The following is a 12,631-nucleotide window of genomic DNA, read 5'->3' on the forward strand; positions in this document are numbered from 1 at the left end:
GCACATGCGTAAATATCTGGCTGTGACCGTGCTGGCCTCCGCCGTCCTTGCCTCCGCCTCGCCCGCGCTCGCCGCCACCGAACCGTTGCAGCGGCAGGTCGACCGGTTGACCGAGCACTCCGCCGTGCCCGGCGCCTTGTTGTCCGTGCGGGAGCCGGACGGCACCGTCCGCACCTGGACCTCCGGCACCGCGCAGCGCGGCACCGGCAGGCCGATGGTCGGCTCGGACGCCCGTTTCCGTGTGGCCAGCAACACCAAGCCGGTGATCGCCGCCGCCGTGCTGAAGCTCGTCGACGAGGGCCGGATCGACCTCGACCAGCCGGTGGAGAAGTACGCTCCCGGGTTGCTGGACGGCCGGCCGATCACCGTGCGGCAGATCCTCACGCACACCAGCGGCCTGCCCGAGTACGGGAACCTGATCGACCCCAAGGGCCCGCTGGACGACCGCACCTTCCTGCGGGCCGCGCTGGACGCCGACCCGGTCGGCCCCGGCTGGTCGTACGCCAACACCAACTACCTGGTCGCCGGGATGCTCATCGAGAAGGTCACCGGCAAGGGCTTTCGCGCCTACACCCGGCAGACGGTCCTGCGCCCGCTCGGCGACACCTACTGGCCGCGCAAGGACGAGACCGGCATCCGCGGCAAGCACGCCCACACCTACGGCGTGGACCCGTTCAACCCCGAGAGCCAGGGCCGCAAGGTCGTCGACACCACCCGGCAGCCGGCCTACCTGTTCGGCGCGTCCGGCGGGCTGGTCTCCACCCCCGACGACCTGAACCGCTTCTGGCAGTCGCTCTCCCTCTCGACGATCAAGGCCATGACCGCCGACACCGTGCCCGCCGCCGACCCGCCCGGCGGCCGCCAGGGCCTGGGTCCCGTGCGGTATCAGCTCGCCTGCGGCCCCGCCTACCTGCACGGCGGCGGCCTGCCCGGCATCCGCTCGCTGAGCGGCCGCGACCGCGCCGGACGCGCCGTCACCCTCTACGTCACCGGCGTCCCCGCCGACGAGAAGGCCCTGTTCCAGGTGTTCGAGGCCGCCATGTGCGCCGGCCGATGACTTTTCCGCGCCCCGCCGGTCTACCTGCCACAACCCGAGGAAAGGAAGGCGCCATGGGTACCGGCGAGGTTCTGATGGACGGCATCGTGTTCGGCGAGTCACCGCGCTGGCACGACGGACGGCTCTGGTTCTCCGACTGGGGCGCGGGCCAGGTGATCGCGCTGGACGACTCCGGCAAGCACGAGGTGATGGCCAGCGTGCCGTCCTTTCCGATGTGCATCGACTTCCTGCCCGACGGGCGGCTGCTGGTCGTCGACTCCGCCCACCAGCAGGTGCTCCGGCAGGAGCCGGACGGCTCTCTGGTACGGCATGCCGACCTGTCCGGCATCTCGGCCAAGCCGTGGAACGAGATCGTGGTGGACGCCGGGGGCACCGCCTACGTGAACAGCATCGGCTTCGACTTCCCCGCCGGCGAGTTCGCCCCCGGCTTCATCGTGCGGGTCACCGCCGACGGCGCCGTGGAGCAGGTCGCCGGCGACCTGGCCTTCCCGAACGGCATGGCGCTCACCTCCGACGGCCGCACGCTCATCGTCGCCGAGTCCTACGCCAACCGGCTCACCGCCTTCGATCTCGACCCGGACGGCGGCCTGTCCGGCAGGCGCGTGTGGGCCGAGACCCCGGGCGACCACCCGGACGGCATCTGCCTCGACGGCGAGGGCCGGGTCTGGTACGCCGACGTCGGCAACAAGCACTGCGTGCTGGTCCGCGAGGGCGGCGAGGTCGTCGCCACGATCGGCACCGAGCGCGGCGCCTTCGCCTGCGCGCTGAGCCCGGGGGATCAGCCGCGGCTGTACGTGGTCGGCCAGGAGTTCGGCGGGCCGGACGCCGCGCCCAGCGGGCAGGTCGTCGCCTTTCCGGTCACCACGGGCTGAGCCGCGCCGACTGACCGGGGGAGTCGCGGGTACAGGCGAGGCCATGTTCGACGGTTTCGCGGCAGAGGTCGTGGCGGTGGGGGAGACGGAGCTGTTCGTCCGGCACGGTGGCACGGGCAGCCCGATCCTCCTGCTGCACGGCCATCCCCGCACCCACGCCACCTGGCACCGGGTCGCCCGCCTGCTGGCCCGGCAGCACACGGTCGTCTGCCCGGACCTGCGCGGATACGGCCGCTCCGGCAAACCGCCCACCACCGCCGACCACGCGCCCTACTCCAAGCGCGCCATGGCCGGTGACCTGGCGACCCTCATGCGCGAGCTCGGTCACGAGCGGTTCGCCGTCGCCGGGCACGACCGGGGCAGCTACGTGGCCCACCGGCTGGCCGCCGACCACCCCGGCCTGGTCAGCCGCCTGATCGTCATGGACGGCATTCCCATCGGCGAGGCGCTCGCCCGCGCCGACGCCAGGTTCGCCGCCGCCTGGTGGCACTGGTTCTTCCTCGGCCAGACCACCCAGCCGGCCGAACGCGTCATCAACGCCGATCCCGACACCTGGTACGCCACCACCGACGAGCACATGGGACCGGAGGCCTACGAGGACTTCCGGCGAGCCATCCACGACCCGGCCGTGGTGCACGCGATGTGCGAGGACTACCGCGCGGGCCTCACCGTCGACCGGGACGCCGACGACGCCGACCGCGCCGCCGGACGGCGGCTCACGATGCCCACCCTGTTCCTCTGGTCGTCCAAGGACGACATGGAGGAGCTGTACGGTGACCCGCTGGCGATCTGGCGGGAGTGGGCCGGCGACGTCCGCGGCCACGCGATCGACTCCGGGCACCACATGGCCGAGGAGGCCCCGGAGGACGTGGCGCGATCGATCCTGTCCTTCCTCAACGACGGCTGAGCCGGCCCGCCTCGATCAGGCGCGGGCGCGCAGGCGGCGCAGGGTACGCGGATCCTCGAAACCGACCTCGCGGGCGGCGGCCTCGACCGTGGCGCCCCGGCCGAGCAGGTGTTCGGCGCGCTCCAGGCGCAGGGCGTTCTGGTAGGCCAGGGGAGTGCGGCCGGTCGCGCGGGTGAACAGGCGGGTGACGGTGCGCTCGCTGCAGCCGGTGGCCGTGGCCAGCAGGCTCAGCGGCAGCCGCTCGGTGAAGCGGGCCTCGATCAGGTCCTGGATGCGGTGGACCGTCTCGTCCACGTGCGAGCGCCAGCGCAGCAGGGGGCTGATCTGCTCCGCCGTACCGTCTCTGTGGGTGTGCACCAGCATCGCGCGGGCCACCTGACCCGCGGCGTAGGGGCCGTGCCTGGTGGTCACCAGGTGCAGGGCGACGTCGATGCCGCTGGCGACGCCGGCGGAGGTGACGACCCGGTCGTCCTCGACGTACAGCGCGTCCTTGACCACCCGTGCGCGCGGGTAGAGGCGCGCGAGCTCGTCCTGGACGGCGTGGTGGGTGGTGCAGCGGCGGCCGTCCAGCAGCCCGGCGCGGCCGAGCGCGTCGGCACCGGCGCAGACGCTGGCGACCGTGCCGCCCGAGGCGTGGTGCTCGCGCAGCCGGCGCAACGTCCGCGCGCCGGCCGGGCGGGTGGGACCGCGCCAGCCGGGCACGACGACCAGATCGTCGGAGGCCAGCGGTGGCCAGGCGGTCTCGGCGCGCAGGGTGAGCCCCTGGACGGTGGCGACCTCGGCCTCCTCGCCGACGTAGGTCAGGGTGTACGGCCGGCCGAGGTCGTTGGCGGTGGAGAAGACCTGGGCGGGCCCGGCCACGTCGAGCAGGTGCACCTGCGGGATGAGCAGGAAGACGACGCGGGACACGGCCGGCCCCCTTCCTAGGCTCCGGTGAGCTCGGCCACCGTCCTGATGGTGGCGAAGCGGCCGGACAGAGCGTATTCGGTGCGGGCGACGATCTCGTCCACGCCGAGCGTGCGCGGATCCTGGACGAGCTCGTCGAAGGGCGCGTCGTGCGGGGCGTCGCGGTGGGGGATCGGCGTGGTCGCGGTGGCGTCGATCGCGAAGTCCACCTCGAAGCCCAGGTCGGAGGCCAGCCGTGTGGTCGTCTCGCAGCACTGCTCGGTGCGGATGCCGCACACGGTCAGCTTCCTGATGCCGCGCTGGGTGAGGTACTGGTGCAGGTTCGTGGTGGTGAAGGCGTTGTGGGCGGTCTTGGTGAGCACCGGCTCGCCGTCGAGCGGCTTGATGCCGTCCATCAGCCGCACGAACCCGCGGGCGGGGTCGAAGACCGTGCCCGACCCGGGGCGCGAGCCGAGCACCCACACCACCGCGTCGCCCGCGCTCCTGGCGGCCTCGGCCAGGCGGTTGACCTGGGGGACGATGTCCGGCTGGGAGGTGTGCCGCCAGTCGGGCATCTCGAGGAAGGAGTTCTGGACGTCGATGACGACGAGTGCGCTGGTCATGGCCTCAGCCTGGCGACAGGCGGCGGCGAGCTGAAGGCCGGATCCGGTCGGCCTGCGGGCCGATCCGGTCACCGTGGCCCGCCTCGGGTGGACGAGAATGCGACGATTGAGCGGTTTCTGCGTGAGGAGCACCCCTTGATCGACTTTGCGGCCGGCCGGCCTCGTCCCCATGCCTTCGACGTCGCCTGGATCCACGGCTCGCCGTCGGCCAAGCACAACACCGATCCCGACCTGCAGGTGTACGCCTACGACGAGCACACGTTCGTGCTGCGGCAGAACATGGCGATCAACTACGAGGCGCCCTTCCTCTTCCTGCTGTTCGGGAACGAGCAGGCCGTGCTCCTCGACACCGGGGCGACCGAGTCCGCCGAGTACTTCCCGGTGCGGGCGGTGGTCGACGGGCTGATCGACGAGTGGCTGCGCCGGCACCCGGTCGACGACTACCGGCTGCTCGTGCTGCACACGCACGCTCATGGTGACCACGTCGCGGGGGACGCGCAGTTCGCCGACCGGCCGGGCACGGTCGTGGTGGACGCCGGGCTGGGCAGCGCGTGGCCGTTCTTCGGGTTCGACGAGGACCCGGGGCGGGTCGCGCTGGTCGATCTGGGCGGGCGGGTGCTGGAGTGCCTGGCGACGCCCGGCCACCACGAGGCGGCGGTCACCTTCTACGACCCGTACACCGGGTTCCTCCTCACCGGTGACACGATCTACCCCGGGCGGCTCTACGTCCACGACTGGGCCGCCTTCGTCGGCACGCTCGACCGGCTGATCGACTTCGCCTCGACGCGGGAGGTCACCCATGTCGTCGGGTGTCACATCGAGATGACCCGGACGCCTGGGGTGGACTATCCGGTGCGTACCACCTACCAGCCGGACGAGCCTCCGCTGGAGCTGACCGTCGGTCACCTGACCCGGATCCGTGAGGCGGCCGGGCAGGTGGGGGAGCGGACGGGGGCGCATGCTTTCGACGACTTCATCATCTGCCGGTTGGACGGCTGAGCGCGTGTGCCTGGCGGTTCAGCGCCACGGTTGAGGGTGGTGGCTGGCCCGGTTGTTGGGGGCGGTTGTTGGGCGGGGTTGTTGGGCGCGGTTGTTAGGGGCGGTGGCTGGGGGCGGTTTGTCCGGCTTAGCGCCAGTGCCGGTCGCCGATCAGCAGTGCCTCGGCCCCGCCGTCCGCGAAGACCACCTGCCCGGTGACGAACCGGTTCTCCGCACCCCCGAGCCAGCAGATGAGCTCGGCGATCCACTCCGGCCGCCCGGGAAAGCCGCCGAACGGCTGCGGCGCGGCCGTCTCGACCGCCGCCCGCACCTCGGGGTTACTGAAGATCCACGAAGCCGCGGGCGTGTCCACCACCCCCGGCGCGACGGCGTTGAGGGCGATCCCGGCCCCCGCCCAGTCGGGACCCGGCGCGACCCTGCGCACCCACCGGTTCAACGCCCGCTTGGCGATGCCGTACGCGCCGGCCGCGATCGCCGGCTCCCCGTGGACGTAGGCGAGAGCAGCCGCCTCGTCCCCGTCGAGACATGCCTGGACCACCCGCTCGTCCGCCGGCGCGAGCGAGGACGTGGACGACACCACCACCGCCCGAGGCTCCCGCCCCTGCGCCAGCAACGGCCGAAGCCCTTCGAGCGTCGCTACCGCCCCGAAGTAGTTGGTTTCGAGCAGCCCCGTCCGCCCACCACCGGCGACGGCGAGCACCGCGTCGACGGGCCCACGTTCGGCCACCTGCTCCACCAACGACCGCCGCCCCTCGGGCGTGGACAGGTCCGCCCGCACCTCGGCGTCGTCGAGGTCACACCCGATCACCCTCGCGCCGCGCTCACGCAACAGAGCAGCGGTCGCCGCCCCGATCCCCGACGCCGAGCCGGTCACTACATAGGTCCGCATGGCACATCACCCCTTCAAAGGAAATTTCACGACATGGCGCGCGTGGCCCGGTCGAAGAGCTCCACCAGCTCGGCCGCGCACAGATCCGGGTCGCCCCCTGCGGCGATCAGCGGAGCCACCCCGTCGATCGAGGCCCGCAGCGCCGCCGCCATGACCTGCGGGTCGAACGCCCGGAAGTCGCCGGTGCGCTGGCCCTCACGGAACAGCCCGGCCAGCCGGTTCTGCGACTCGACGTGATACCGCTCGTAGTCGCGCAACCCGCCGTTGAGCAGGATCTGCCGCAGCGCCTCCACCTCCCGCGCCTGCGCGGCGATGAACCCCACGTTCGCGCGGATGACGGCGCCCAGCAACTCGCGGCAGCCGCTCACCCCGTCGAGGGCCGCGCTCATGTACGCCTCGCTGTCGGCCACCACCTGGTCGGCCACGGCCGCGAGCAACTCGTCCTTGCTGGAGAAGTGGTAGGTGATCAGCCGCTTGCTGCTGAGCCCGGCCTCCGCGCAGATCGCCTCGAACGTGGTGGCCTGGAACCCGCGCTCGGCCAGCACGCTGATCGCTGTGCGGGTGATCTGCTGCCGGCGCGCCGCCGTCGCCTCCTGCCGGCTGATCACGCGACTCTTCCTTCGTTATCCACTTGGGTAAAATAATCCAAGCGGATAACAAGGCACAACCCCGCCCCGGCGGATCGCTAGGCTGCGCGCATGCCGCACAACATCTGCGCCCTGGTCGTCGCCGGACCGATCGACACCGAGCGGGCCGGCCTGGTGGGACTGCAGGCCGTACTCGTTCATGGCGACCTGCATGTCTTCCCGATCGACCACTACTACTCGGCCTACTGGAGCGCGAAGCGCGCCAATCACGCCAGGCTCGAGCTCCCCGCCGATCTCTCCGCGGCGATCACCTTCCCCGGGGAGGCAGTGCTGCGCGACCTGGCCGGCGAGGTGAGTGGCACGGACCGGCCCCGTTTCGCGATCATCCAGACCGAGTACTTCGCCGGGATGGGCTCCCAGTGGGCGGTCGCCTTCGAGGGCGTGGAACGGCTGTCGCCGGACGGCTCGTCGATCAACCAGGCGCTCGCGGCGCTCGGCGTGCGGGCGACCGCCACCATGGACGAGTTCGAGGTGCTCGGCCTCACCGGCTTCCGCGGCAACCCCGACTACCTGGACGACTACGTCGACCTGTGCGACGAACTCGGCGTCTGACGCACGACTACTCAGTCCTACTGTATAGTGGTACTCGGTGCCACCAAGTACCGAAGAATCCCTGAAGAGGACCGCGATGGACGACCTGACCGAGATGCTGAAAGGCACTCTCGAAGGCTGCGTGTTGGAGATCATCGGCAGCGAGGAGACCTACGGGTACGCCATCACCCGCCGGCTGAACGACCTCGGCTTCTCCGAGGTCGTCGAGGGCACGGTGTACACCATCCTGCTGCGGCTGGAGCGGAACGGGCTCGTCCAGGTCACGAAACGGCCGTCCGAGCTCGGCCCGGCGCGCAAGTTCTACGCGCTCAACGACGCAGGACGCGCCCGCCTCGCGACCTTCTGGGCGAAATGGGAGTACGTCTCATCGCGGATCGACAAGCTCAAGGAGGGCGGCAGATGAGCTTCTGGGAAACCATCACCGGCAGCGATCTCACCAGGGAGTGGAAGGCGTTCGAGGTCCGGGCCGCGGCCTTGCCGGCCGACTATCGGGCGGCGTGGGAGCAGATCAAGGCTCACCTCTTCGCCTACGGCGACTTCACCGGCCGGAACCTGACCCCGATCGTCGACGGCGCCCTGGGCCTGCTCGAAGAGACCGCGGCCGACGGGCAGGACCTGCACGACGTGCTGGGTGACGACATCGCGGGCTTCTGCGCCGCCCTGGCCGGCGGACAAGGCGCCCGCACCTATCGCGACCGGTGGCGGGCGCAGTTGAACAGGAACGTCGCCAGGAAACTGAGCCGGCTGGGAGGCTGACGTGGGCATCCGAGACATCATCGAAGGCAAGAAGCAGTGGCGGGCGCACCAGGCACGGGTCAAGGCGCTCCCGCCGGACTACCGGATCGTCTACGAGGAGATCCAGCGCTACTACTTCAAGGTCGGACCGACCGACCTGATCGACGGGTCCCTGCTGCCGGGGCTGCTCGACTTCTTCGAGGAGGGGGCCGCGGCGGGCACGGGTGTCCTGACCCTCATCGGCGAGGACGTCGCCGCCTTCGCCGACGACCTGATCAAGGACACCCCCACCTTCGCCGACCTCTACCAGGAGTCCGTCGCCGCCAAGCACGGGACGCCCGAGCACTGACCCCACCGACGACGGTGCGGGCGCCGTCCTGGCCACCGCCCAGGCCAGGACTAGCGGGCGGTGGGTTCAAGGGGACACGATCCTGCGCCTGCCGCCCACCGAAACGGTCGTCGCCGCCGTGACCTTCGTCCAGCGCGACGCTAGAGCGCCTCACCCAGCAGCCGCCGCAGCTCTTCCCCCTCGACGACGGCCGACGCCTCCGCCCGCCCGCCGAACCGAAGCTGCGTGAGCACCCAGAGCTCGGCGCGGCCGAGGTCCGCCTGCGTCTCCTCCACCAGGTCGGGAGGCAGGTCGTCCGGCTCGGTGGCGCGGTAGGCGACGAAAAGGTCGGGCACCGTCAACCCCCGCCCGTCCGGCCCGAACCGCTCAGCAAGATCCTCAGCCAGCTCCCCCCGCGCCCGCCCGGACAGCACATGTGCCGACAGCGCGTAACCCAGGAACTCACCGATCACCCCACCGGGATCGTCGGTGACACGGATGATCGGCCCGTCACGCCAGATGGCACGCATGACCGGACAGACTAGATCCGAAACAGCGACAGTCAACTCGCGCAGGATCTCCATACTCCTGCCGGTTGGTCCTGCAGTGACTCGGTTAACCTTCCGCTTCTGGCTCTACGAGCGACGTGCCCCCACATCTACGGATCGGCTGCCGCACCTTTAGCCGGGCTCAGGCTGAGGGCGGCGCAGGTGCCCGAGGCGAAGCCGTACACCGCGGTGAGTGTTGAAGGGGGCCAACGAGGGGATCGGCGTGCGAGAGATTCGGGGCGAGCTGGTTCTGCGGCCGGATGCCCGCAAGGGGTGGGTCTTGCTGGGGGCGGCGTCGCTGGCGGCCGTTGCCATGGTCGGGGCGATTCTGATCGGTGATGCCCCGACGGTGTTCGCGCCGATCGTGGGCGCCGCCTTCGTCCTCCCGATCCTGCTGGGAGCCGGTGCCCTGGTCCGGGCCCGGATCGTCCTGACCACGGATGAGATCGTGCTGCAGGGGATCTTCTCCGAGCAACGCCGCCCTCGGGGACGTGCCGCGCAGGTGGTGCGCGTGACCCTCCTCGCGCCGCGGGGGTCGCCCGGCGAGACCCTGTTCGTGCTCGAGCGGACGGTGAGCCGGTGCTCAGGGTGCCCGGCGGCGGCTACGCGCGCGAGGACATCGACCGGCTGGTCACCGCGCTGGGGGTGCCGTGCAGCGGGCCCGATCATGCCGTCAACGCCAACGAGTTGGCCAAGACGCACCCGGGGCTGGTGTCGCGGGTCGAGCGGCATCCGTATCGGATCGCGTTCGCGGTCCTGGCGGTCGTCGTCATCGTGATCGTGGCGTCGATCTTGGGTTGACCGGTGGGGTGTACCATCGGTACATGCCGTTGCCACGTTTCTACCGGCTGCCCGCCGACCGGCGGGAGTCGATCCTGCGGGTCGCCAGGGAGCACTTCGCCCGGGACGGCGCCGACCGGGCCTCCTACAACAAGATCATCGCCGAGCTCGGGATCTCCAAAACCTCGGCCTACCAGTACTTCGACGGCAAGGACGACCTGTTCGCCGGGGTGATCGAGGATGTGCACGCGCGGATGTCCCAGGCGCTCGGGGCCTGGGCGGACGCCGGCTCGGCCGAGCAGTTCTGGGAGCGGTTGCGGGCGGCGTCCGACCGGCTGGCCGCGCACGGGCTGGCCCATCCCGAGGACCTGGCGCTGCTGGATGCGAGCACGGCCCAGGACCCGGCGCCGTGGCTGGCGCCCGTGCTCGACAACGGGCGGGCGCTCGGCGTGATCAGGTCCGACGTGGATCGGGAGCTCATGCTCGCCGCCACGGCCGCAGTCCTGCGCGCCGCCGATGTCTGGGCGGCCGAACGGCTACGCGAGGGCCGAGCCGTACCGGATGTGATCTGGAGCCTGGTACGAGGAATGTGGAGCAAGCCCGATGAGAGCTGAGATCGACTGGAACATCCCGGCCACGCCGCCGGGGTGGAGGGGTGCGTTCGAGCGGTTCATGGGCCCGGGCAAGACCCGGGCGGAGCTGCGGATGGAGGTCGCGGGCTCGCTGGCGTGCATGGCGCTGCTCGGCTGGCACCTGCTCGTGACGCCGATCCAGGGCGGCTGGCCGCAATGGCTGGTCACGGTGGTCATCGGCCTCGACCTCGTGGGCGGCGTGATGACCAACGCGACCAACGCGGCCAAGAGGTGGTACCACCACAAGCCCGCCCGCGCCCGGCTCGGGTTCGTCGCCGCGCACCTCGTCTACCTGGCGGCGATGGCGTTCGTGGTGCTGGACGCGGCGTGGGGGTGGTTCCTGGCCAATTCCGCGCTGCTGCTGGCGGGCGCCCTGCTCATCGAGAGCGTCAGGCTGGAGGCCAAGCGGCCCGCGGCCATGGCCTCCTACATGGCCGCGGTGCTGGTCAACCTGACGGTCCTGCCGGTGCCGGAGGCCCTCGACTGGTTCACCGTCCTCTTCTTCCTCAAGCTCCTGGTGTGTTACCTGGTGCCGGAAGCGCCCATGCGCTCGGCGCCGGTCACTGGACCGGGATCAGCCGCAACGCCTCCTCCTTGAGCCCGCCCAGCGTCTTCATGTCGTACGGCGGAGCCGGGTCGTACTCGATGGCGAGCTGAACCGTCTGCGCCACCCGCTCCCCGGCCTCCCTGGCCAGCAACATCAACGCCATGTCGATCCCCGACGACACCCCGGCCGCGGTGACGATCTTCCCGTCGAAGACGACCCGCTCCTCGACCGCCGTGCTGCCGAGGCCGTCCAGGTGCCGCACCCACCCCCAGTGCGAGGTGGCCCGCTTCCCGGCCAACACCCCCGCCGCGGCCAGCACGAACGAGCCCGAACACACCGAGGTGGTCCAGGTGGAGGTCTCGTGCGCCCGCGCGATCCAGCCGGTGAGCGCCTGGTCGTTCATCGCCCCCGTCGTGCCGGGCCCGCCGGGCACGATGATCACATCGGGGCTGGGCACCTCGTCGAAGCCGGCGGTGGCCAGCAGGGTGAGCGTGCCCTGGTCGTCGGTGACGGGCCCCGGCTGCCCGGCGACGAAGGTGACCGTCCAGCCGGGCGCGAAGGCGAGCGCGGTGTACGGCCCGACCGCGTCCAGCGCGGTGAACTGCGGATACAGAGCGATGGCGACATGCATCGTGGTCAGCCTTTCCTGGAGTGGAACCGGCGGCGGTAGTCGCCGGGGGAGACCCGCCAGTGCCGGCGGAAGACTCGGTACAGCGTCTCCGGCACGCCGAGGCCGGTGAGGCGGGCGACCGTGTGCAGCGGGTGGTCGGTCGCCTCCAGCAGCCGCCGGGCGGCCTCGGCGCGCGAACGCTCCACGTACCGGCCCGGCGACAGGCCGCTCTGCTCGGTGAAGACGCGGGAGAAGTGCCGCTCGCTCATTCCCGAGCGGGCGGCGAGCGCGGGCACGCTCAGGTCGTCGGCCGGGTGCGCGTCGATGTAGGCGAGCAGGTCGCGGAGCGGCTCACGGGTCGGGGCGGCGATCTCCATGGGGCTGCTGAACTGGCTCTGGCCGCCCGGCCGGTGCAGGTACACGATCAGGCCGCGGGCCACGTCGCGCGCCAGATCGTGGCCGTGGTCCTCGGCGACCAGCGCGAGGGCGAGGTCGATGCCGGCGGTGACCCCGGCCGAGGTCCAGACCTGGCCGTCCTTGATGTAGATCGGGTCCGGGTCGACGGCCACCGCCGGGTACTCGGCGGCCAGGCGCCGGGCGGCCAGCCAGTGCGTGGTGGCCCGGCGGCCGTCGAGGAGCCCGGCGTGAGCGAGCAGGACCGCGCCGCTGCACACCGACGCGACCCGCCGCGCGCTGCTTGCCAGCCGGGCGAGGCCGCCGATCAGCGTGTCGTCGTGCCGGGTCCGCCAGACCTGGAGCCCGCCGGCCACGAGCAGGACGTCGATCTCGCCGCTCACCTCGCCGATCGCCCGCTGGGCCTGCACCGTAACGCCGCCCTGCGCGGTGACCGGCCCGGCGGCGGGGGCGACGATCTCCACCTCGTAGGCGCCCGGCTGGATCAGCCCGGCGGTGGAGAACACGTCCGCCGGTCCGGCCAGGTCGAGGAGCTGGAAGCCCTCGTGGATGACGATGACGACGCGCATGCCTTTCATGCTGGTCGATCGGCGGGATGGCGTCTAT

General features: G+C 71.4%; 18 protein-coding genes. 11 read left to right on the top strand and 7 right to left on the bottom strand.

Annotation, left to right across the window (positions count from 1 at the left end; translation table 11 throughout):
• Positions 1–4: 4 nt before the first annotated feature.
• The 3 genes from AB0I67_RS15935 to AB0I67_RS15945 are packed head-to-tail and all read left to right on the top strand — an operon-like array spanning position 5 to position 2,836.
• Positions 5–1,057, top strand: coding sequence for a serine hydrolase domain-containing protein (locus AB0I67_RS15935; protein ID WP_357923629.1), 1,053 nt, complete (start codon positions 5–7; stop codon positions 1,055–1,057).
• 53 nt (positions 1,058–1,110) lie between these two features.
• Positions 1,111–1,929 (top strand): SMP-30/gluconolactonase/LRE family protein, encoded by an 819-nt coding sequence (locus AB0I67_RS15940; protein WP_357923631.1) that lies wholly within the window; start codon positions 1,111–1,113, stop codon positions 1,927–1,929.
• 43 nt (positions 1,930–1,972) lie between these two features.
• Positions 1,973–2,836, top strand: coding sequence for an alpha/beta hydrolase (locus AB0I67_RS15945; protein ID WP_357923633.1), 864 nt, complete (start codon positions 1,973–1,975; stop codon positions 2,834–2,836).
• Between the two features lie 15 nt (positions 2,837–2,851).
• Here AB0I67_RS15945 and AB0I67_RS15950 read toward each other — a convergent pair whose 3' ends face one another.
• Positions 2,852–3,745, bottom strand: coding sequence for a DJ-1/PfpI family protein (locus AB0I67_RS15950; protein WP_357923635.1), 894 nt, complete (start codon positions 3,743–3,745; stop codon positions 2,852–2,854).
• A 14-nt stretch (positions 3,746–3,759) separates the two neighbouring features.
• On the bottom strand, positions 3,760–4,344 hold the full coding sequence (locus AB0I67_RS15955) for an isochorismatase family protein (RefSeq protein WP_357923637.1): 585 nt from the start codon (positions 4,342–4,344) through the stop codon (positions 3,760–3,762).
• 135 nt (positions 4,345–4,479) lie between these two features.
• Between AB0I67_RS15955 and AB0I67_RS15960 the strand changes: the two genes are divergently transcribed.
• Positions 4,480–5,343 (top strand): MBL fold metallo-hydrolase, encoded by an 864-nt coding sequence (locus AB0I67_RS15960; RefSeq protein ID WP_357923639.1) that lies wholly within the window; start codon positions 4,480–4,482, stop codon positions 5,341–5,343.
• 127 nt (positions 5,344–5,470) lie between these two features.
• On the opposite strand, the gene AB0I67_RS15965 is transcribed toward AB0I67_RS15960, so the two are convergent.
• Together AB0I67_RS15965 and AB0I67_RS15970 are read right to left on the bottom strand one after the other, a co-directional pair.
• Positions 5,471–6,232, bottom strand: coding sequence for an SDR family oxidoreductase (locus tag AB0I67_RS15965; RefSeq protein WP_357923641.1), 762 nt, complete (start codon positions 6,230–6,232; stop codon positions 5,471–5,473).
• Between the two features lie 26 nt (positions 6,233–6,258).
• A complete protein-coding gene (locus tag AB0I67_RS15970; RefSeq protein WP_357923643.1) occupies positions 6,259–6,840 on the bottom strand; it encodes a TetR/AcrR family transcriptional regulator in 582 nt (193 codons plus the stop codon).
• 90 nt (positions 6,841–6,930) lie between these two features.
• Here AB0I67_RS15970 and AB0I67_RS15975 point away from each other — a divergent pair, with 90 nt between their 5' ends.
• The 4 genes from AB0I67_RS15975 (at position 6,931) to AB0I67_RS15990 (ending at position 8,515) form a co-directional block, all read left to right on the top strand.
• Complete coding sequence (locus AB0I67_RS15975) at positions 6,931–7,431, top strand: hypothetical protein (protein WP_357923645.1); 501 nt, start codon at positions 6,931–6,933, stop codon at positions 7,429–7,431.
• Positions 7,432–7,507: 76 nt separating this feature from the next.
• Entirely contained in the window at positions 7,508–7,834 is a 327-nt protein-coding gene (locus AB0I67_RS15980) for a PadR family transcriptional regulator (protein WP_357923647.1), read from the top strand.
• Positions 7,831–8,187: a DUF1048 domain-containing protein gene (locus tag AB0I67_RS15985; protein ID WP_357923649.1), complete on the top strand. Its 357-nt coding sequence runs from the start codon at positions 7,831–7,833 to the stop codon at positions 8,185–8,187. The genes AB0I67_RS15980 and AB0I67_RS15985 overlap by 4 nt, the downstream gene beginning before the upstream one ends.
• A gap of 1 nt (position 8,188) precedes the next feature.
• Positions 8,189–8,515: a DUF1048 domain-containing protein gene (locus tag AB0I67_RS15990; RefSeq protein ID WP_357923651.1), complete on the top strand. Its 327-nt coding sequence runs from the start codon at positions 8,189–8,191 to the stop codon at positions 8,513–8,515.
• A gap of 140 nt (positions 8,516–8,655) precedes the next feature.
• Here the strand turns inward: AB0I67_RS15990 and AB0I67_RS15995 are convergent, their stop codons facing one another.
• Positions 8,656–9,024 carry a hypothetical protein gene (locus AB0I67_RS15995; RefSeq protein WP_357923653.1) on the bottom strand — a complete coding sequence of 123 codons (369 nt, stop codon included), beginning with the start codon at positions 9,022–9,024 and terminating at the stop codon, positions 8,656–8,658.
• Between the two features lie 597 nt (positions 9,025–9,621).
• Here AB0I67_RS15995 and AB0I67_RS16000 point away from each other — a divergent pair.
• Genes AB0I67_RS16000 through AB0I67_RS16010 form a run of 3 tightly spaced genes read left to right on the top strand, consistent with a single transcriptional unit; the run spans position 9,622 to position 11,052 of the window.
• On the top strand, positions 9,622–9,843 hold the full coding sequence (locus tag AB0I67_RS16000) for a hypothetical protein (RefSeq protein ID WP_357923655.1): 222 nt from the start codon (positions 9,622–9,624) through the stop codon (positions 9,841–9,843).
• A gap of 23 nt (positions 9,844–9,866) precedes the next feature.
• Positions 9,867–10,436 (top strand): TetR/AcrR family transcriptional regulator, encoded by a 570-nt coding sequence (locus AB0I67_RS16005; protein WP_357923657.1) that lies wholly within the window; start codon positions 9,867–9,869, stop codon positions 10,434–10,436.
• Positions 10,426–11,052, top strand: a complete 627-nt coding sequence (locus AB0I67_RS16010) for a hypothetical protein (protein ID WP_357923659.1) — start codon at positions 10,426–10,428, stop codon at positions 11,050–11,052. Before AB0I67_RS16005 ends, AB0I67_RS16010 begins: the two co-directional genes overlap by 11 nt.
• Here the strand turns inward: AB0I67_RS16010 and AB0I67_RS16015 are convergent.
• Positions 11,015–11,632 carry a DJ-1/PfpI family protein gene (locus AB0I67_RS16015; RefSeq protein WP_357923660.1) on the bottom strand — a complete coding sequence of 206 codons (618 nt, stop codon included), beginning with the start codon at positions 11,630–11,632 and terminating at the stop codon, positions 11,015–11,017. The genes AB0I67_RS16010 and AB0I67_RS16015 overlap by 38 nt on opposite strands.
• 5 nt (positions 11,633–11,637) lie before the next feature.
• Positions 11,638–12,594, bottom strand: a complete 957-nt coding sequence (locus AB0I67_RS16020) for a GlxA family transcriptional regulator (RefSeq protein ID WP_357923662.1) — start codon at positions 12,592–12,594, stop codon at positions 11,638–11,640.
• Positions 12,595–12,631 lie beyond the last annotated feature (37 nt).

The organism is Nonomuraea sp. NPDC050310 (assembly GCF_040655795.1).
GTDB lineage: Bacteria > Actinomycetota > Actinomycetes > Streptosporangiales > Streptosporangiaceae > Nonomuraea.

Excerpts from the sequence above, each read along its gene's own strand:
- AB0I67_RS15935 (WP_357923629.1), top strand. The coding sequence starts at position 5 with ATGCGTAAATATCTGGCTGTGACCGTGCTGGCCTCCGCCGTCCTTGCC.
- AB0I67_RS15940 (WP_357923631.1), top strand. The coding sequence starts at position 1,111 with ATGGGTACCGGCGAGGTTCTGATGGACGGCATCGTGTTCGGCGAGTCA.
- AB0I67_RS15945 (WP_357923633.1), top strand. The coding sequence starts at position 1,973 with ATGTTCGACGGTTTCGCGGCAGAGGTCGTGGCGGTGGGGGAGACGGAG.
- AB0I67_RS15955 (WP_357923637.1), bottom strand. The coding sequence starts at position 4,344 with ATGACCAGCGCACTCGTCGTCATCGACGTCCAGAACTCCTTCCTCGAG.
- AB0I67_RS15965 (WP_357923641.1), bottom strand. The coding sequence starts at position 6,232 with ATGCGGACCTATGTAGTGACCGGCTCGGCGTCGGGGATCGGGGCGGCG.
- AB0I67_RS15975 (WP_357923645.1), top strand. The coding sequence starts at position 6,931 with ATGCCGCACAACATCTGCGCCCTGGTCGTCGCCGGACCGATCGACACC.
- AB0I67_RS15980 (WP_357923647.1), top strand. The coding sequence starts at position 7,508 with ATGGACGACCTGACCGAGATGCTGAAAGGCACTCTCGAAGGCTGCGTG.
- AB0I67_RS15985 (WP_357923649.1), top strand. The coding sequence starts at position 7,831 with ATGAGCTTCTGGGAAACCATCACCGGCAGCGATCTCACCAGGGAGTGG.
- AB0I67_RS15995 (WP_357923653.1), bottom strand. The coding sequence starts at position 9,024 with ATGCGTGCCATCTGGCGTGACGGGCCGATCATCCGTGTCACCGACGAT.
- AB0I67_RS16005 (WP_357923657.1), top strand. The coding sequence starts at position 9,867 with ATGCCGTTGCCACGTTTCTACCGGCTGCCCGCCGACCGGCGGGAGTCG.
- AB0I67_RS16010 (WP_357923659.1), top strand. The coding sequence starts at position 10,426 with ATGAGAGCTGAGATCGACTGGAACATCCCGGCCACGCCGCCGGGGTGG.
- AB0I67_RS16015 (WP_357923660.1), bottom strand. The coding sequence starts at position 11,632 with ATGCATGTCGCCATCGCTCTGTATCCGCAGTTCACCGCGCTGGACGCG.
- AB0I67_RS16020 (WP_357923662.1), bottom strand. The coding sequence starts at position 12,594 with ATGCGCGTCGTCATCGTCATCCACGAGGGCTTCCAGCTCCTCGACCTG.